Source organism: Vibrio sp. MMH1-50 (genome assembly GCF_022347645.1).
In the GTDB taxonomy this organism is placed as follows: domain Bacteria; phylum Pseudomonadota; class Gammaproteobacteria; order Enterobacterales; family Vibrionaceae; genus Vibrio; species Vibrio harveyi.
In genome coordinates this window covers 20,533-39,294 of sequence record NZ_JAKRGG010000018.1, presented here as the reverse complement: position 1 = coordinate 39,294, position 18,762 = coordinate 20,533, and the positions used below count along the sequence as shown (strand labels likewise).

Below are 18,762 nucleotides of genomic sequence, written 5' to 3'. Positions count from 1 at the left end.
CAGTGTTAAATTAACCAAGCAAATTTATGAATATTTAACCATTCACTCAATTTATAGTATAGGAAGTTCATTTCAGTTCGCTTAAGGTACAAAAAAAGCAGCCCGAAGACTGCTTTGTAATTTCGTTCTAGGTGAAACTAGCTTTGCATACTTTCTCTACCAGTTGTATTCGCTGACGGCTTCTTGAACTTACTCATCACACGCCCGAAAAAGCGTTTGATTGCTCGGAAGATGTTTTTAATGTCTTCAAGCATCAGGTACAAACAAGGCACCAAAATCAAGGTAAGTACAGTAGCAAACAGCACTGCGAAACCAAGGGCTACTGCCATAGGGATAACGAATCGAGCCTGCAAGCTGGTTTCAAACATGATGGGTAAAACACCAGCAAACGTCGTGATCGATGTCAGCGTGATCGCTCGGAAACGTGCACACCCAGCCTCAACGACTGCTTGCTTGATGCTCATGCCTTTTTCACGCACCTGGTTGACGTAATCTGTCATCACCAAGGAATCATTGATAACCACACCCGCTGCCGCGATCAAACCAAACGTCGACATCATGCTGATGTCCATATCCAGCCAGAAGTGTCCCCAAATCGCACCTGTTAAGCTAAACGGAATCACCGACATGACGATCAGCGGTTGGGTATAGCTCTTCAACGGCACAGCCAGCAAGATGTATACGATGATCATGCCTGCAATGAAGAACATGATTTGCTCGTTACGCTGTGCAGCTTGCTCTTCAATATCACCGCCCAATTCCGTTTTCACACTCGGGAAAGCTTGCTTCATGTCCGGTAAGATGTTGTCGTCAATTACCTTCACAACTTCTTGAGGTTCAACCAACTCTTCATCAATAGAACCATAAACGTAAACGGTTTGGTAACCACCTTCTCGTCGAATGCTACTCACACCCGGTTGTTCGTTGATCTTAACCACATCACCCAGCATGACCTTTTTCCCTGCTGGCGTCGTGATCACTGCATAGCGTAAAGAAGAAAACGCTTCACGAGTCAATTGCGGGTAACGCACCATGACTTTGATTTCTTCACCATCACGAATAATGCGCTGCGCTTCACCACCATAGAAACTGCCACCAACTTGTTCTGCAATCATCGTCAGATCCAAACCAAGGTCGTAAGCAACTGGAGCAAGTGATAGTAGAACTTCTTTGCTACCGGAATCGATAGACGAAGATACGTCATACAAACCTTCTTCTTGCTGCAGTCGACCAATCAAGTAACGGCCCGCTTCATTCAGCTCGTTAATATCCGAACCAAACAATAAGTAACCAAACTCATCACGATCACCACCGCCTGCACTTTGCTCACGGATCTTAAAGCTCTTCATTCCCGGAATCACAGGCATAGCTTCACGCCAACGACGCGCAAGCTCAAAGGTATTAAATGGACGTAATTCTTCATCGACAAGTGGCACAAGAATGCGACCTTCAGTACGACTGCGGTTGTAAGACAGCACATCACGAATCATACCTTGACCGTATTCATCGATGATCTGATCTTCGATTTCTTGCATCACACCTTCAATGGTTTTTAGCGCATTAATGGTTTGCTCACTCGATACCGTGTCATTCATTTCAATCGTAATCGCAGGATAATCCGTTGGTACCTTTGGATTCGGAATCACACGCACATAGTTAGAACTCACCAAGGCTGCACTAATAAGAAGCAAGCCACAGAAGAAGGCAAATACAGTCCAGCGCCAATGCGTACACGCTTTAACAAAACTACGGTAAGGACCATTCACAAAACCAAAGAAACGCTTGTTAAAGCTATCACGCCATCCATCTGGTTTGATTGGTTTGAAGTTCGTATGCGCCAAGTGAGCCGGAAGAATCAACTTAGATTCAATCAAACTAAAGGTAAGACACAGGATCACAACACCAGCAATGCCATAAAAGAAAGCACTATCGATACCACTAGAAAGCAGGAAAGGTGCAAATACCGCAATCGTAGTCAACACACCAAAGGTAGCTGGGGTAGCAACACGTTTAACGCCAGTGACAACATTTTCGACACCACCGCCCTTCTCTTCGATTTCACTATAAGCACTTTCCCCAGTCACGATAGCGTCATCGACAACGATACCGAGTACCATAATAAAGGCAAATAAAGAAACGATATTTACAGTGATACCAAGCATGGGCATCATCATCACTGCACCTAAGAAACACACTGGCAGCCCTAACATTACCCACATCGCCAAGCGGAAACGCAAGAACACGCTCAGCATGATCGCTACAAGCGCCGCACCTTGAAGCAAGTTTTTCAGCATCATATCGAGACGACCATTGAGGTAATAGGTCATATCAACCAGTACTTTCAACTGAATATCACTAGGTAACGTTTTGTTCTTTGCTTCAATATAATTACGAACAGACTCTGCAACAGGAATGATGTTTTGGTCGCGCGTGGCTTGAACCGCCATGTAAATTGCGTTTTGACCTGAATATTCAAAGTAACGATCTTCTTCTGTGAAGCCATCTTTGATGGTTGCAATGTCTTGCAGTAACACCTTGGCGCCATTTGCGCCGAGTTTAACGGGGATATTTCGAAATTCATCGCCATGGTAGTACTGGTTCTCAATACGAACCGCGATCATACCTGCGTTGGTTTTCACCTCACCTGCGGAGAAGTTAGCAGAATAGCGACGAATCGCATTACTCACGTCATTCAGTGTTAGATCATACTTACGCAAAACAAGTGGGTCGACTTCAATCGCAATCTCTTCCTCTGGCGCACTGAGATCCACTAACATAACGTTTTGTAGTTGCAGAAGCTCATCTTCGACTTGTTTAGCAATAGGTTTGAGCTCTTCAAGAGGTCGGTCCCCGACTAACCCCATCTCAATGACTTCTTGCCGCCACTCCACTTGATAAACGTTAATCGGCTCCATGCCCGCAGGCAAATTGGATAAGGTGTCCACTCTTTGCTTTACATCGTCCAACACACGTTTGATGTCCGCGTTCACATCCACTTCAATCGACACATGCGCACTGCCTCGGGATGCGCGTGCGACCGTCTTTTTGATGCCGGTGACGTCTTTAATCGACTCTTCCACTTTCACCAAAATACTCTCTTCAATTTCTTGTGGAGAAGCACCTGGATAAGCAGCACGAATATTGATGTAGTTGACCTCAACATTCGGGAACATTTGGCGTTGAATGAATAAGAAACTCACGATGCCCATCACGATGATGAACACCATCATTAAGTTTGCAGCGACAGAGTTATTGGCAAAATAGGCAATAATGCCTTTTTGTTGATTCTCTTCCATGATTGACTCCTACTTACTGTACGACGGTTTCGGAGTCGTCATTCTTTTTTGCGACTTGGACTGCCATGCCTTTTTGCGGGTACTCAGGCAAAGTCAGAACAAGCATGTCTGATTGCTCCAAGCCTTCCCCAACAAGCAAAAACTCACCTTCTGCACGAAGCACGTTTACTGTTCTTGGTTGCAGTTCATTTTCACCATTCACTACCCAAACCGTTCGGTTTTTCACTAACTCTTGTGGTAAGCGATAAATGTGCTTTAGTTCTTTACCTGTGAAACTCACTTCGACATACGAGCCAAACTTAATCGGCGGCTGCTTGTTATCTAAGCCATAAGGATCTTTCACCTGAATGACCATGTTGATCATACGTGTCGCGCTGTCGATCATTCCTAAATCTCGAACGACCTTACCTTCTCTCGTTGTTGAAAGAATACCTTGTTGGGTCACCGTTGCTCGCAGTTCTTTTAAGGAGTCAGGAAGGAACGCACTGTCAAAGCCTGCGATCGGAACATGGATCTCTGCCACTTCAATGTTATTTAACGTAGCCACACGAGAACCAGAAGAAACAAATTGACCGACACCGATGTCGCGTTCAACAACGAGAGCATCGTAAGGTGCTACCACTTTGCAGTTTTCTAGGTCACGCTTTGCTCGTTTCAGGGCTGCTTGCGCTGACTTCACTTGCGCTTGAGCACTTAACACCTGTGGTTTGCGTAAATAGAGGTCTGTAATTTGTTTATCGCTTAACTTCTTCGCTTGACGTTTCGCTACCTCAGCTTTTGCTTGCTCTTCAATTAGAGCTGCACGAGCGCTTGCTAAACCGGCTTCAGCTTGAAGTACTGCCGCTTCGTAGTTATCACTTTCAATCGTGAATAGCACTTCACCACGTTTAACGATGCCACCAGTGACAAAGTTTGGATGCCAACTCACGACCTCACCGCTGACTTGTGCAGCGAGGTGGGTTTTCTCAAAAGGGACCATCTCACCATGACTGGTGATTACGACTTTATGATCGGTTGGAAAAAGTGAAGAAGTTTGTACTGTAGGTTCAGTAACGGTGTCTTTGGTTGACTCTTTTTCTGGTGCGGTCGCAGCGATAGCGGCATAGCCCGCATAAGCCCCCCCCATCACGACGAAGGGTAAAAGCCAACGTAATACTGGTTTTGCTAACATCAAAAATCCTTTTTTATTTTTGTATTCTCCTATTCATCCCCATCAGGCATTCGCCTTAAGACCACGTTAAAAATCCGAGATTTTGTAACTGGACCTTACACTCCCCGCGGACAAACAGTGAGATATTTGCATCTGAAATAGACAACTTTATAAAAGAGCCGTGCTTCCGCTGTTTTTGTGACTATCGATCACAAAAGAACTATCCATGGCAAGTTAATAAAATTAACAAAAACTTAACCACTTTCGCAAGTTACGGCTTCTCACACTCACCGTTTATACGCAATAGGTGTGCCAATCGTTTACTTTTTAAATATCAATAAGTTAAATTAATCTAGCTATTTTTTGTAGTTCAGTGTTGGTAATTACCACCAGATATTAGTGATATTAACCATTTACCAACAAAACATAAGTTAAAAACATGATATTGTCCGCCTGAATAATATTCCATTTTCATGCATTAAATGTGGTTTCGCGCTCTTTGCCTTGAATGTGAAAACTGCGACTTAACCTAACCCGCTCGCATTACCAGTTACCAACGCTTGATATATAATCAAAAGGTTATGATAAACAAGGAAGTGTGCATTGCGACGTTCTCTCTCAAAAGCCCTCTTGGGCTCTATACTCTTACTGGTCTCAGCGTGTTCATCCATTCAACCCAGAGATCCAAGTGAGAAATCCACCAGCTTTCAATTTGGCTATCAAAATGATTCTGCTTTGGCTGATTTTTTTGAAAGCTACGACAAAGATCCAGACTCTGATACCGGTTTTTATCCACTAAACCAAGGCAATGACGCACTTCTTGCTCGAATAGCTCTGATTGAATCCGCCGAGAAAAGTTTGGATTTGCAGTACTACATTTACCGTAGCGACGAAACTAGCCAACTGATGACATGGCGATTGTATGAAGCCGCTCAACGCGGTGTACGTGTTCGCCTATTGCTGGATGACATGCAAAAACGCAATGATGAAGGTATGGCGCAACTGAATGCTCACCCTAACATCGAAATTCGTTTGTTCAATCCTCATCAATACCGAGACGCGCGCGTATTTGCTCTTGCGAGTGACTTTGACCGCCTTAATCGTCGTATGCACAACAAGTCACTAATATCAGATAGTGTCTCCGCGATTGTTGGTGGCAGAAACATTGGCAATGAATACTTCTCTTTTGAATCTAATGTCGAATTCGGCGATTTCGATGTCATGCTTTATGGCGAGGCTGTGACACAAACCGCGGATCAATTCGACCTTTACTGGAACAGCTTGTATGCGATCCCAATGGAGTGGATTGTGCCTGAATCAGAAAGAGTTGCCGACGATGCCATTAAAACTCAAGTTAAGAACTTGAAATTAGAAGAAAAGTTCTCTACTGGTCCTTATAATTTTAAAGAACTCGATCTTTACGAAGAACTGCAACAGGGCAAGTTGAATTTATACTGGGGACAAGGTGAAGTTTGGTTCGACTTGCCCGATAAGATTGCAACTCAAGAAAGCCAACTTGTTGCCAACCTCAGTGAACTGTTAGCAAACGTAGATAACTCTTTTGTACTAATATCCCCGTACTTTGTACCAACAAAATCTGGGACAAAAGCACTGACGGACGCGGCAAAGCGAGGTATCGACATCACAATAGTCACAAACAGCTTGGCATCGAACGATGTGTTTGCCGTTCATGGTTGGTATGCGAAATACCGAGAAGACTTGGTTAAAGCTGGGATCAAGCTTTGGGAAGTGAAAGCCAGCGCAAAAATCAAAAGTAAATGGAGTCTCACGGGCAGTAGCAGAGCAAGTTTGCATGCCAAAGCCATGATGATCGATGGTAAAACTCTGTTTGTTGGTTCCATGAATTGGGATCCACGTTCCGCTGAACTCAATACCGAAATGGCAGTCGTCATCGAACAACCTGAATACGTGCAAAAATCCTTAGCGCAGTTGCCCAAACAGCTCAGAGAAAATGCCTATAAAATCGTAATCAAAGATGGCGACATAGCGTGGGTTGATATGGAGACTGGTGAAGAATTCGATTCGGAGCCAGAAGCCAGTGTATGGAGAAAAATGGGCGCTTGGTTCTCTGGCATACTTCCAATTGAAGATCAGCTATAACCCTCGTTATGCGCCTGCTGAATACCAGAAACCAGAGAGAATAGCCCACCGCTCAGAACATAAGGGAGTCGTGTTCTATTGAAACGTAATACGACAAAAATAGAAGAGTGAAAAAGGAATCACGATGTCAGTAAAATGGAACGAATATTATCAAAAGGTCGCGCAGCAGCCGCACCGTCCCAATGTCGAGCGTGCAGCGAATTTACTTACTCTCGATAATAAAACCGCTATAGATGCGGGATGTGGAACTGGAAGAGACTCTCAATATCTTCTTAGTCGAGGCTACACCGTTCATGCTTTCGATGCGCATCAAGACGCTGTCGAAACCTGCTTAACTCGCTTTGAAGGCAACCCTCACTATTCCATATCCCATTCTTGTTTTAGTGATTTTACGTATCCTGCTTGCAGTTTATTTATCGCCAGCGCTAGTTTGTTCTTTTGTCCTAGCGAACACTTCGCCAAGGTCTGGCAAAAAATCAACAAAGCATTAGGGTCTGTTGACCTTTCGAGCTGATTTTTGCAGCGAATTGTTGGGGATTTATACAAGGCAGAGACTTTGCTGTGTAGCTAGCCTACATGAGAAGGCGATAACGCAGTAGAAATGACCAACAAACACTGCCCGGAGGGTTCGGGCTAGGCGCCCCCGCAAAATCGTTTTATGCTTTGTTAAGGAGTATTTACTTAGAATGACTAGGCAGCACACTCCTTGCCTCGCCTAAAACGATTTTATCTCGAACAAAATTTAACCGCGAAAGGGTCAACAGACCCTAGTACCTAACGGCGTATTTTGTGGCGACTTGTTAGGAATCAACGATTCTTGGGTTGAGGCAGGTACTCACCCCAACATCTGTGCTTTCACCAAAGAGCAAGTGGAAACTTTGTTTGAAGGTTATGAAATACTTCATTTTCACGAACGAGATGAAGATGGCACAACAGCTGTTGGACACACAAAGCATTGGCACACGTTCAGCGTCACCGCCATTAAACGTTAATTAAAAGGTAAGCTATGTACCATTTCCAAGGCGTGACACTGCGACGCGCGACCCCTGAAGAAGCAAAGAATCTATATCAGTTAATTACTGAAGATGAACGATGGGCTAAATTCAATGGTCCTTACTTTCCATATCAAACTCCGACACTGGAAGGCTTTCGTAACAACACCTTACAACGCCTAATAAAAGGTGAAGACATGTTATTGATTGAGTTCGAGGGTAAACCTGTTGGCTCTGTAAGTTGGTATTGGGAATGCGAGAGCACGCGTTGGTTAGAAGCTGGGATCGTCATTTACGATTCTAACTACTGGAACAAAGGGTTAGGTTTTAGCGCATTGGTGCCTTGGATAAGCCATATCTTTGATACACAAGAGATAGAGCGAGTCGGATTAACCACATGGTCAGGTAACCCGAGGATGATGCGCTGTGCGGAGAAACTCGGCATGCAGCAAGAAGCACGAATTCGTAAAGTGCGTTATTACCAAGGCGAATACTACGACTCGGTCAAATATGGCGTATTGAAAGAAGAGTGGCAAACACTGATCCAAGGCTTGTTCAGCCCAGATCAATTCGCATAGACCACTTACACAATACCGGAGTAAAAAGAGCAAACGCCCTACAAAGTGAGATAGTCCGCCACAAGACGAAAAGCTAATGACTCGTCAGAACACATTATAAAACAAGTGTTTTTCATGAGTTCTTTGCTAAACATAGTCGCTATTTGCTATGGTTTCAGAGATCCATCCACTCTCGACGCAAAAGGACGTTTTATGCGCTTAATCATCGGCATATTCTTCGCTGCTCTACTCTCTTTTCCATCTCTAGCATCAGAAGAAAAGTATTCAGAATCCGACCTTTTAGATCGCCCTTTGATGGAACGTTATATCCTCGACGAATTAAAGTCTCTACGTCAGGAACAACAGGATTTAGAACGACGGATGGTCGTCGAGATCACCGACCGCGAACTTACCGTAGCCGATAAATCATTGAACTACGCTAACGTCACCGTCACCTACTTCTTCTATATCATCGCAGGTGTTGCATCGCTAATTGCCTTTGTCGGTTGGCAGTCACTGCGTGAATTTAAACACAACACCAAAGAAATGGCAGACAAGCGACTAGAAAAAATCGCTCAGGAATACGAGAAAAAGTTCCTAGCATTAGAACGCGACTTAAAACGCAAAACTCGCATCATCAGCGAGAACAACAAAGAAATCGAGAAAATCAACGAAATCCATAACTTATGGCTTCGTGCACAAAGCTCACAAACTCCAGAGCAACGTATCGATATCTACGATGAGATTCTGCTGATTCGCCCGGGCGATTTGGAAGCACTTACTTACAAAGCAGATGCCGCAATGGAGATCAAAGAATACCACTGGGCACTGAGCTTATGTAATCGCGTTTTGGAAGTAGATGACACTAACGGACCGGCGCTTTATCAACGTGCATGTGCGTACTCTCGACTCGGCATTGAAGAACAAGCGATTGAAGATTTGGAGCGTGCAATAGATGCCAGTCCATCAATTCGCGACTTGTTAGCTGAAGAGCAAGATCTGGAACTGCTTCATGGTCATGAACGCTTCGAGCAACTTCTCACAAGTAACACTACAGAGTCTAAGCATGAGTAGCCACTTCAATCTCGAAGACGCCAGCCAAGTTCTCGTTGGTGCTTTTGCTTTAGCCGTGCCAATTTCATTTTCGGAAGAGGCATGGCGACTAGGAGAAAGCCTGCCTTTTATTAACTTACTGATGTTGTTTAGCCTTTCAGTACTCTTTTTAGGTTTTTTCGCCTATCAAAGTGTATTTCAAAGCAACATCAAGACTCGTATTACGGTATTTATTTTTCGTGTCGTGATTGCTTATTTTATTGCCGCTGTAGTTGTTGCTCTGGTTCTATTTTGCATCAACAAATTGCCAATGTTTACCGACCCAATTATCGCTCTTAAACGCGTAATAGTCATAACCATGCCAGCTTCAATGGGCGCTATCGTCGTCGATAGTTTTGATAAAGAATAGAACCACATTCTCGTCACTAGGGGCTAGTTGCCCCTAATCATCCAACGTTAAGTTCGACCCCGAATGCTCTTTCCCTAATATGTCTTCTGGGTTTCTTAACGCACACGTTCCAAGCGACAAACAGCCACATCCAATGCACCCGCCTAAGTCATTTTGCAATGCTTTTAGCTTTTGAATTTTTAGATCCAATTGTGCATGCCAATGACTTGCCATGGTTTCCCACTGTTGCTTGTTTGGCGCTTGATGCTTGGGCAACTCTTCTAATGCCTGTTTGATTTCTTCTAGGGATAGTCCGACTTGTTGAGCTGCTTTAATTACCGCAATACGACGAAGTACACTGCGGTGATACCGCCTTTGATTGCCTTGGTTTCGCCAGCTTGATATGAGTCCTTTCTGCTCATAAAAGTGCAGTGCTGAAACCTTTACTCCAGAACGCTTTGCTACCTCACCAACACTGATTTCCATGCTTTGCCTCTTGTTCTTACAAATGCCAACCTCAAGCTTAATTGAGGTTTTAAGTTACATTACGCTAACAAATTAAGCCATTAAAGACGATGAAAAATAAAATCCTGTACTCATTGGCTATGCAGTATTTAGAGGGCATTCTTCACGACTATTTATGATAAGAACATTCTAGCAACAGGTGCCAAAACGGTTACGTTAGGGATGATGCGACGCTTGGGTTAGAAAATGAATGGCAAAAACAGGTTGATTGCCATTCATTAGCTTTAGTGGGATCTTTCTCTGTGTGAACGCAGATTACTGCTGAGCAAGGATCATACGCGCATTAAGCGGCTGAATTGGACGGTTGTTGTGTCCCATTGCTTTAGCAAATTCTTTCACCTGCTCAGGTGAGATCGTTTTAGTGTCTTTGATTACCAACCAACGAACTCCTTCAGAGCAAGGCGGAGTCGTTAGAGAACCATTAAAACGGTAGTAATCTTTATCACTTGGGATAAGCGCGTCCGCATCAAACGGGACTTTAATAGCAACATCGTGATCTTTATTAGGGATGTTTTGCAGTAACTTAGCTAGATCTGGGTTCTCATTACCCAGTTTGAAGAACACTGCTACAACGGCTAGGTGACCCGCCTTATCAGCATGCACAAAGTGCGCTTCTAGAGGGTATTCCTTTCCATCTACATGGTTTTCTGATGGCGTGTGGAAGTGAAATTGTTTTAATACGAACTCTTTGCCATCAATCGTCAGTGTATTTTTCCCTTCTAAACTCGTCTGTAAGGTATGACCGTTGTTTAGCAATGAAATAGCTTTACCTTGATAATCAAATTGAAGCTTATCTAGTTTGGCTTCAGTAGACGATTGAATATTAATTGGGCTTTGGTTTTGTCCTTTAGCGCATTCGGAAGCAAACTCCCCCCAATGAGCAGGTCCATGCTCCCCCTCGTAGCCCCAATTCGCCGCATTCGCGGAGCTCGCAAATACCAAAGCAAGACCAAGTGCTGTTAGTGACTTTTTCATGTTTTCTCCTTGTTTTCTTCCATTCGAGTGTTGTGAAAGCACACTCATACTAATCGTTGTGGAAACATACATAACAGACTGAAAACAATGATTGCGAGCTAACTTTGGAACCCATCACTCTAGTCGCGAAATTGAGATATTACTTAGGATTCAAAAGTGAGAAAACATCTCACAAACGAAAAGACCGAGCACGATGCTCGGTCTTTATTTTTGAATCACTTATCGAGCGTATCAAAGATGCTCAGATATTAGTATTGCTATAAAATAGAGAACACTAATTTAGAAGAGAGCGAATCCCGTCATAGTACCATTCCTGTACTACCTAGTCGTGCTCAGCTCTGGATCTTCTGTTTGTAAGTTCTCGGCTAACCCCATTTCTCCTGCTGCAAAGAGTACGCTCCCTAATGCGGATAGGGTTTCATTGCCCTCACGGTCTGGAAACTCACCCGCTTTAGCAACCGTTTCTGGCTCGATAGTGTTTTTACACACAACACTCAAACAGCCCTCATCTTCTAGTTCTACATTGGGAACACCCAACACATCATCAGCCAACACACTCACTGGGAAAGTGCTAGATAGGAGTGCTGCCAACATCAAATGTTTCATTCCATACACCATACATTCACATCAAAGATAAAAACTGAGACAATCATAATGTGAGAATGTTCAAAGGGAAAGCGGCAAAACAAAGGCAGTCCTGCACATGGATCTTACTTGTAACCAGAAACCACTACGTTTAACTTTCTCGCCAAGTGAATGCATCGTTCACCATCAAAAGAGTATGATGCATTCGCAATTTAGACTGGGCATACATTTCCTCTACTTCAGCTAAAGTGAAAAACTGTGCTTTACCTATCTCATGGCTAAATATTGGTGAGATTTTTTGGTCTTCAACCTCTGTCACCCACACGTGACGAAGCACCAAATCACCATCATCAAAACACCCTACATAAGTGTTCAGGTAATTATCTAAGCTAACTTGTAAGCCCGTTTCTTCGAAAACTTCTCGAACTGCAGCTTGTTGAGGAAGTTCCTTCACTTCGACACTGCCAGAAGGAATATGCCATAACCCCTTTTTTTTTCCGTGAAGTTCTTGAACTAATAAAACTTTTCTGTGTTGATTGAAAATGACCGCGCCTGCGGCTTTGGCTGCAATCTCAACATGATGCTGAATTCCATATTGCATTGGTACCATTCCTTTTTTCTATTACGTCAGATGATGTGACATTAGTGAATGCCAATCTTTTTTCACTCAATGGGGTGTTCGAATATGCTCTTTTATTTCACTGTATATTTGTAAGCAAACAACGCGCCGCTAACAATTCCAAGAAAAAGACAGGCGAGGAAAATAACAAAATTACGAGCAGACTCATCTTCTGATTGGTATAGCGGTCCAAATAGAGAACCAAATAAGTGGAAGAGGACAACAACGACGATAGCGCCAAACACACCACCAATAACCACCCTGAGCCAGTGGTATCTATTCCGCTTCTGCATGCTAAAGACCTTAAAGAGGCTTTCCTCTGCTTTCCCAAAACAAACTTTAGAGAGACGAAACTATCACGAGAAGCTTTGGTGATAAGTAGTAGATTGATCCTTTGCGATTCATGACATTATCGTACTGAAATAACTGCAACTATTCTCAGTGTTAGCCTTATTTGAAACCACGGTAAGCTCCTTATTCACATAATACCGCTCACCATGCAAACCAAGCGCACCCTGACGTGTCAAATCATTCATCGAATGTTCCCTGCCTTTTGCATCTAAATACTTGCCAGGAATGCGTTGTCGAACCTTTTGCTCAATAAAAAGGAAGATATCAGCAACACAATTATGGGGAACGGGGTCTGAACAAAGATTAAAGCTAAGTGACACAATTTATGGCAACTGACTATTCTTCCGTTTCCCTTTTAGCTTTTAAAGCAGAGAAAAAACCGATAAAAAAGAGAGCATTGGTTACCACTAGTACAAAACCAGAAACAGCTGGTAGGTTGGTGCCCAAAATTAGTGACAGAATATAGTACTGTGCGCAGGCAGCCATGACACAGAGGGAAAGAGGTCTTAACCACATAGAATAATTTGTAAACTGATTAAAAGAACTCAAGCAAATTGAGAAAAAGACATGAGAAAAATGGATCGTAACCAGAGAGAAGAATACAACTAGCGCAACTATTAACATTTTCAATCACCCATTTTTGCTATTCTCAGCAATACCTGTATATGCTTCTTAAACATAAATTTGACTTAGATTTAGAATGAACGTTGATACCCCTTCATTGAAAAAACCGCAAATCTACTCAATATTTTTCCGTCTGATTTCACGATAGTTTGTAACTTACTGAATAGTAGTTTTACCTCCAAAACGTCTGCGGGCATCGATAGATACATGAATGACGAGCTCCAGACGTATTGCAAACGGTGTTTTAGGGAGATAACTGTATCTCTTTAAAACTCAGCCCCGTCAAACCCAACTCGTGAACTCGCTCGTACAAACCACATTTCTTATCTGTACAGAACATTCGCAACCCTGCCCCTTGAACTCGAAACAAACCAGCGCCATTAACAGCTTTCTTCTTCAAAACAAGCTTCTTAAAGGGTCTAACCCGGCTCTGCTTTCCATCGCGAAGTTTCTTAGATAAGAGAGGCGACTTCAAAAAAAATAACAAGAAAGAACATCAACCTCAGAGTCTAATTGATCTGGAGAATAAAACTTGTAGCCTTGAGAGACTAATTCTCGGAATAACATTTCTAAACGCTTATAAGTCATACAATAAGCTTGAAGTTCGTCAACACCAAAAATATTTTCATTCACATCTAAAGTTGGAATTAAGATTGTACATGTGTAATCTTGCTCTCCTAATTTTGGAGAGGAAACATCAACAGATAACAAGACCTCTTCTCCGTTAGGCTTTATAGCTAAGTATCTGGAAGTAAACATAAAAACCATTATATATTGTGCTGCGTTGAAATTTTAGCAACGCAATTTCGAAGTAACGCCACTCCACCTTATACGACAACACGACGCTTAGTAAAAATGCAAAGAGTCACAAATCACAACCAAACTCATTGTTAGCTTTTCTTTTACCGTATGAGAGATATTTTAGCCATATCAATACAGGTAATGTCATCAAGCCCGTTAGTAAAATATCTGCCACCGAGTGATAACCTTGATAAAGCATCAACAAACAATAAGAAACCATTGAGATGATTGTTATAGACCTTACTTTTTGTCCAATAAAAGAGAGAGTTACCACAAAAACTAACGCCAAAGCAGTGTGGGTACTGTAATCGAGTCCAATCGCCGCATATGCATCAAAGTATTTATCAACAAACATTAATGTATAAATATAAACAGCACCTAATATCGTTGTTGAAGCATCGCCCAAAGCGCTTCTCAACCCTGAACGCTTTCCTTTTATTACAAACCAAAATAGCGTCATAATGCCTAACAGAGGAATATACGAATCAGCGATGGCATCTAACTGTTGGTAAGTCATTTTTATAAACCCTCGAATTCTTGTTCATGTGCGTTCAACTTACTACGCACAACAACGACATATCTATTAAGAATGATTGAGCCAAAGTCTAATCGCCATTGAACATCACAAGTAAAAGCAACACAAGATTAAGCTGGAGAATGATTATCATTTACATGAGAGTTTAATGCAAGAAAGTTTATCTACGCCAGCGGTGTGCTCTTCTCGCTACCTAACTGCCTAGACAACCTCTCAACTACCGGCGTTGCTTTGTCTTTTCTCCATATAAAGTAGAGAGATAGTTCTAGCTTGAACTCTTTTAAGGAAATAAACTTAACTAATGGAGGTACTCGCTCAATATGTTTACTGTTTACGATAGCAACACCTTGCTTTGCCGCGACTAATGCAAGCATCGAGCTTTCATGATGAGCCCAGTGAAGAACATTTAGACTCAAGCCAATGTCTCGGAATCTCTGCTCTTGCCAATTAAAAAAAGCAGGATATGAGACTTGAGGGAAGCGAATGAAAGGCAGTGAATTTAGTTGCGCAATGGTAACACCCTCACTAAACATCTCCTTCCAAGACGCTGGATAAGCAAGTGTCATAGGATCCGTTCTAAGTTTAATCGCACCATATGAATCGCCTATGTCATCAAATAAATATACAAATGCGCAATCCAAGCTGCCATTTTCAATATGAGTCAAAAGAGCAGTTGTATTATCTGTAATCATTTCCATCGTGATATCAGGATTTAGAGATCTAAACCGATTAAGTTGTTCAGGAACCAAACCTTCCCATAATACAGCTTCGACAGAACCTAACTTAAGATCTCCGACCGCTCCAGACGCAACTCTTTTTACCGTTTGAGTGGCATTTTCTATATCAGAGACGATTTCAGTCATCTGATTCCTAAAATGTTCGCCTGCTATCGTAAGCGTAAGTTTTCGAGAGACACGGTCAAAAAGTTGAACGCCTAACTCCTCTTCTAAATCACTTATTTGCCGTGAAATTGCAGGCTGCGTGACGTTTAGAACACTAGCGGCTTTTGTAACTCCCCCCGAATTCGCTACAGCAAGAAAATATTTGATTTGTCGGAGATCCATACTGTCCCTTCGTTAACTTTTAGGCATCAAACTATAAGAATATATCAATTTTTGTTATCAAGCAGCTCGGTTACTCTTTCAAAAAAGTTAATCGAAGAGAAAAAATGAACACACTTAAAAATAGAAAGCTAGTTAATGGTATTGGATATGGTTTTTTGACAGTTGTCAGTTGGGGTGTGCTGAATGTCACTACACATGATGCTCTTAGTCGCGGCTTCTTACCCAATGACCTAACAATGCTTAGGTATTGTGTAGCCGCTATAATATGCCTTCCTCTTATGGCAATAAGTTTTCGTCACACAATTCATAGATCTCATTGGCTAAGAGCAGCTGTATTTGCGTTACTTGCAGGACCGTTGTACGGCTGGTTAGTCAATAAGGGCATGCAACTTACCCCTTTATCCTACGCGAGTGTTATGGTTCCCACATTCACAATGATAACTACCGTGTTGTTACTATCGACGCAAGGCGAAAAGATCAATAAAGCTCAGGTTATAGGGATATTCGTCATTGTCTGCGGTTTATATCTACTAACTAATCATTCGTTGAATGTAACACCGCATAGTCATTTGGGAGTGGTATCGTTTTTTCTAGCTGGATTAGCATGGTCTCTATTTACAATATTATTAAGAAGATGGAAGGTTGAGCTGGTTTCAACCATTTTTATGATGAACATTGTCTCTGGTTGTATATATTTCCCCTTCTATCTTTACAATGCGCACTCTGACTTATCTAGTCAACCTATGACATTATGGTTGACACAGACCTTTGTACAGAGCGTGCTTGCTTCAATCATAGTAGTATTCACTTTTGCGCGTACCGTCAGGTATCTAGGTGCGACTGTTTCCTCTACACTTCCTGCGCTTATACCTTTGGTATCAATATCAATAGCTAGCTTATGGTTTGGACAACAAATTACTAACAGTGAAAAACTTGCTTTAACTACGATTACTTTCGGTTTTGTTATATGTACATTGAGCAAACACATTCCAAAAACGAAAACTGAGAACGCAAAGTACCAATAAGAGTTAAACCTGACAGTTACCAGGGGTCAACCAATAGTTGGATGCCCCCTTATAAAAGTTGTTAGTCAAAAAGAATCGTCGAAAGGACTCCTGCAAAGAAGCCCATTAAAAATGGAATCATTCGAGAATGGGTAGCTCCGCTTGACTCTACAATAAGCGCTTGCTCAGGGTTGATAAGATCTGTCCTTGCTTTATATCGGTACATAAAATGGTCATGTGGAAACATCTTCAATTCCTTTCTTTAGTGAACGACAATATTGTGTCGAAGTTTAAAAAAGTAAAAACGAAGAGTTATGATTATGAAGTTCCACTTTTATCCAGTTTCTGTACCAATTTAGGACTCGCTCAGTTAGTCCTTAATCCAAAGCTTTTTAAATGAAATAAGTCCCATACTGTCGATATCTGTACCTTTTATTGTCTCTGAGAAATTGTAAGCAGTTGAAGTTCGCCATAGTGGAATCGATATCCCTTGCTGAACCATCCAGTCCTCACAACGATGGAGCTCTTCTATCAGGTGATGAAGGTCTGTCGAGTGTTCTAGTAGATTATCTACGAACGATATTATGGCTTTTTGCTGTTCAGGTGATAGGCAATAGTCAAAAGCATCACTGCAAAGAAACCATTTATAGTAATTCAATACATAATCGTCCTGAGCAGCATAAATCCCCAAAGCAATGTCTGCATAGTCACTGTCTTGATAGGAAAGTACTGTTATATCTGCTCCTTTTTTCCGCCAGTACTCTATCAAATCTACATAATGTCCCCTATTGATGTCAGCACACCATACATTAATATTACGCTGTGGCTTTTTCATAGTATGGTGGTACAAGTGAACAACTCTGTCGTGATGGAGCCCAGAAATACAATTCGCAACGGGCACTTTGTTAGTAGAAATATTCTCACAGAAGTCTCTAGCATGATTAATAAGCCAAGCTTTTTCATCCATGGAAAGTAAGTCTTCTTTATAGATAAACTCCATCACTTCACACCCCATAGAAAGCGTTTTATTGATCGACGCTGACGGAACAGTAGTTGAATATCCGTGGTGAGTGATATGAGCTTGTATATCTGTTGACGTCGAATCGATTGTCCAACACTCAATTTTGTCTATTAATGCGTTAACAGAAAAGTAACGGGGGTTTTTCGTCAAGCACCAATGAGTATAAGTAGGCTTATCGATAGAGCTAGAGACTGACGAATGTACTTCGAGTTGGAAAACGCCGGTTCCAGTAGGGATATCGCTGCCATCCTTTTCTAAGTATATCGCTGCGTGAGTATCCGCTAACACCCTCAGGATCATGGGGTCTGCAAATGCCATTTCTAGAACAACCCAACGACCATTAGCTCTGACTGACTTTACATGACGATATAAGATTTGCTTCGAATGTGGATAAGACATTAAATATTCAAGGCATCGAGTAACGTGATTAGGCAGCAACGCCTCACCACTATGAAAGTACACATCATCACGCAACCTTAACCACAGTTCAGTTCCCCGAAACTCAAAGTGATGCGCTAAACTTGGTTTAACCAAATCAGAGTCTTTGTCGTAACAAAGTAACGTATCAAATAACCCATTTATGTACGGTCTAGATATTGGACGAATTGCTTTTAGAGGGTGCAATTCAGGCAAGCAATAAGGTACCAACATTGCAAGATGATTATGAATTTTGAGGACCTCCTGAGCTTTGTCTAGCCATTCAGGAAGATTGTTTCGAAAAGTATCATAATAGCCGAACTGCTCTGCATATCTCGCAGCTTCACTTAATTGACCTTTGGAGCAATATGATTCCAAAACTCCTAATAATGCACTTTCAAAGCTTACATTGATAACCAGTATAGACTTATGCCCTCTACCTTTCCCTGGTTTCCAGGAAAGCCAACCTATCGATGTAAGCGTCTTTATCAGCTTTGTCACGTTGCGGTCAGAGCATGATAACTGCTCAGCTAAAGTACGTATATCAGTTGCGCAGAACTCCTTGACTGGATACTGAGTACAAAGTTGTTTAAGGCGCTGTAAATGAATTTGATTGATAAAAGGTGAACTCGATTTCTCTAACATGTCATAGTTACTTCTTGAAATTTGAATGATAGTGATGCC

At 42.1% G+C, this 18,762-nt stretch carries 16 protein-coding genes and 1 pseudogene; 6 read left to right on the top strand and 11 right to left on the bottom strand.

The features are described 5' to 3' along the window. Window positions 1–137: 137 nt before the first annotated feature. Both MHO32_RS14515 and MHO32_RS14510 read right to left on the bottom strand, forming a co-directional pair. Window positions 138–3,296 carry an efflux RND transporter permease subunit gene (locus tag MHO32_RS14515; RefSeq protein WP_029790151.1) on the bottom strand — a complete coding sequence of 1,053 codons (3,159 nt, stop codon included), beginning with the start codon at window positions 3,294–3,296 and terminating at the stop codon, window positions 138–140. A gap of 13 nt (window positions 3,297–3,309) precedes the next feature. Next, window positions 3,310–4,467 carry an efflux RND transporter periplasmic adaptor subunit gene (locus tag MHO32_RS14510; protein WP_009697217.1) on the bottom strand — a complete coding sequence of 386 codons (1,158 nt, stop codon included), beginning with the start codon at window positions 4,465–4,467 and terminating at the stop codon, window positions 3,310–3,312. A 582-nt stretch (window positions 4,468–5,049) separates the two neighbouring features. On the opposite strand from MHO32_RS14510, the gene MHO32_RS14505 reads away from it, so the two are divergent. The 5 genes and pseudogenes from MHO32_RS14505 to MHO32_RS14480 all read left to right on the top strand — a co-directional run bounded on the left by MHO32_RS14505 (window position 5,050) and on the right by MHO32_RS14480 (window position 9,578). Continuing rightward, a complete protein-coding gene (locus tag MHO32_RS14505; RefSeq protein ID WP_239212695.1) occupies window positions 5,050–6,567 on the top strand; it encodes a phospholipase D family protein in 1,518 nt (505 codons plus the stop codon). Between the two features lie 124 nt (window positions 6,568–6,691). Next, window positions 6,692–7,057: pseudogene (locus MHO32_RS14500) on the top strand (class I SAM-dependent methyltransferase); the annotation flags it as partial. Between the two features lie 516 nt (window positions 7,058–7,573). Then, window positions 7,574–8,137, top strand: a complete 564-nt coding sequence (locus tag MHO32_RS14490) for a GNAT family N-acetyltransferase (protein ID WP_009697219.1) — start codon at window positions 7,574–7,576, stop codon at window positions 8,135–8,137. 192 nt (window positions 8,138–8,329) lie between these two features. After that, a complete protein-coding gene (locus MHO32_RS14485; RefSeq protein WP_005448770.1) occupies window positions 8,330–9,190 on the top strand; it encodes a tetratricopeptide repeat protein in 861 nt (286 codons plus the stop codon). Next, on the top strand, window positions 9,183–9,578 hold the full coding sequence (locus tag MHO32_RS14480; RefSeq protein ID WP_005448769.1) for a DUF2391 family protein: 396 nt from the start codon (window positions 9,183–9,185) through the stop codon (window positions 9,576–9,578). The genes MHO32_RS14485 and MHO32_RS14480 overlap by 8 nt, the downstream gene beginning before the upstream one ends. Window positions 9,579–9,611: 33 nt before the next feature. Here MHO32_RS14480 and soxR read toward each other — a convergent pair whose 3' ends face one another. The 8 genes from soxR to MHO32_RS14440 form a co-directional block, all read right to left on the bottom strand. Beyond that, window positions 9,612–10,043, bottom strand: a complete 432-nt coding sequence (gene soxR / locus MHO32_RS14475) for a redox-sensitive transcriptional activator SoxR (RefSeq protein ID WP_239212693.1) — start codon at window positions 10,041–10,043, stop codon at window positions 9,612–9,614. Between the two features lie 294 nt (window positions 10,044–10,337). Next, the gene (locus MHO32_RS14470) at window positions 10,338–11,057 is read right to left on the bottom strand and encodes a carbonic anhydrase (protein ID WP_017188619.1); all 720 of its coding nucleotides are present in this window, start codon (window positions 11,055–11,057) and stop codon (window positions 10,338–10,340) included. Window positions 11,058–11,375: 318 nt separating this feature from the next. Beyond that, the gene (locus MHO32_RS14465) at window positions 11,376–11,663 is read right to left on the bottom strand and encodes a hypothetical protein (protein WP_239212691.1); all 288 of its coding nucleotides are present in this window, start codon (window positions 11,661–11,663) and stop codon (window positions 11,376–11,378) included. A 130-nt stretch (window positions 11,664–11,793) separates the two neighbouring features. Further along, entirely contained in the window at window positions 11,794–12,243 is a 450-nt protein-coding gene (locus MHO32_RS14460) for an NUDIX domain-containing protein (RefSeq protein WP_239212689.1), read from the bottom strand. Window positions 12,244–12,335: 92 nt separating this feature from the next. Further along, on the bottom strand, window positions 12,336–12,554 hold the full coding sequence (locus MHO32_RS14455) for a hypothetical protein (RefSeq protein ID WP_049536332.1): 219 nt from the start codon (window positions 12,552–12,554) through the stop codon (window positions 12,336–12,338). 1,153 nt (window positions 12,555–13,707) lie between these two features. Next, complete coding sequence (locus MHO32_RS14450) at window positions 13,708–13,947, bottom strand: hypothetical protein (protein WP_049536329.1); 240 nt, start codon at window positions 13,945–13,947, stop codon at window positions 13,708–13,710. Between the two features lie 154 nt (window positions 13,948–14,101). Then, entirely contained in the window at window positions 14,102–14,554 is a 453-nt protein-coding gene (locus MHO32_RS14445; protein WP_230689870.1) for a hypothetical protein, read from the bottom strand. 182 nt (window positions 14,555–14,736) lie between these two features. Further along, a complete protein-coding gene (locus tag MHO32_RS14440) occupies window positions 14,737–15,636 on the bottom strand; it encodes a LysR family transcriptional regulator (protein WP_239212687.1) in 900 nt (299 codons plus the stop codon). A gap of 104 nt (window positions 15,637–15,740) precedes the next feature. Here MHO32_RS14440 and MHO32_RS14435 point away from each other — a divergent pair, with 104 nt between their 5' ends. Next, window positions 15,741–16,661, top strand: coding sequence for a DMT family transporter (locus tag MHO32_RS14435; protein WP_049536325.1), 921 nt, complete (start codon window positions 15,741–15,743; stop codon window positions 16,659–16,661). Between the two features lie 349 nt (window positions 16,662–17,010). Here the strand turns inward: MHO32_RS14435 and MHO32_RS14430 are convergent, their stop codons facing one another. Beyond that, window positions 17,011–18,723, bottom strand: a complete 1,713-nt coding sequence (locus MHO32_RS14430; RefSeq protein WP_239212685.1) for an SgrR family transcriptional regulator — start codon at window positions 18,721–18,723, stop codon at window positions 17,011–17,013. Between the last annotated feature and the right edge of the window lie 39 nt (window positions 18,724–18,762).

Excerpts from the sequence above, each read along its gene's own strand:
- MHO32_RS14480 (WP_005448769.1), top strand. The coding sequence starts at position 9,183 with ATGAGTAGCCACTTCAATCTCGAAGACGCCAGCCAAGTTCTCGTTGGT.
- MHO32_RS14440 (WP_239212687.1), bottom strand. The coding sequence starts at position 15,636 with ATGGATCTCCGACAAATCAAATATTTTCTTGCTGTAGCGAATTCGGGG.
- MHO32_RS14485 (WP_005448770.1), top strand. The coding sequence starts at position 8,330 with ATGCGCTTAATCATCGGCATATTCTTCGCTGCTCTACTCTCTTTTCCA.
- MHO32_RS14515 (WP_029790151.1), bottom strand. The coding sequence starts at position 3,296 with ATGGAAGAGAATCAACAAAAAGGCATTATTGCCTATTTTGCCAATAAC.
- MHO32_RS14455 (WP_049536332.1), bottom strand. The coding sequence starts at position 12,554 with ATGCAGAAGCGGAATAGATACCACTGGCTCAGGGTGGTTATTGGTGGT.
- MHO32_RS14510 (WP_009697217.1), bottom strand. The coding sequence starts at position 4,467 with ATGTTAGCAAAACCAGTATTACGTTGGCTTTTACCCTTCGTCGTGATG.
- MHO32_RS14445 (WP_230689870.1), bottom strand. The coding sequence starts at position 14,554 with ATGACTTACCAACAGTTAGATGCCATCGCTGATTCGTATATTCCTCTG.
- MHO32_RS14435 (WP_049536325.1), top strand. The coding sequence starts at position 15,741 with ATGAACACACTTAAAAATAGAAAGCTAGTTAATGGTATTGGATATGGT.
- MHO32_RS14490 (WP_009697219.1), top strand. The coding sequence starts at position 7,574 with ATGTACCATTTCCAAGGCGTGACACTGCGACGCGCGACCCCTGAAGAA.
- soxR (WP_239212693.1), bottom strand. The coding sequence starts at position 10,043 with ATGGAAATCAGTGTTGGTGAGGTAGCAAAGCGTTCTGGAGTAAAGGTT.
- MHO32_RS14465 (WP_239212691.1), bottom strand. The coding sequence starts at position 11,663 with ATGAAACATTTGATGTTGGCAGCACTCCTATCTAGCACTTTCCCAGTG.
- MHO32_RS14470 (WP_017188619.1), bottom strand. The coding sequence starts at position 11,057 with ATGAAAAAGTCACTAACAGCACTTGGTCTTGCTTTGGTATTTGCGAGC.
- MHO32_RS14430 (WP_239212685.1), bottom strand. The coding sequence starts at position 18,723 with ATGTTAGAGAAATCGAGTTCACCTTTTATCAATCAAATTCATTTACAG.
- MHO32_RS14460 (WP_239212689.1), bottom strand. The coding sequence starts at position 12,243 with ATGCAATATGGAATTCAGCATCATGTTGAGATTGCAGCCAAAGCCGCA.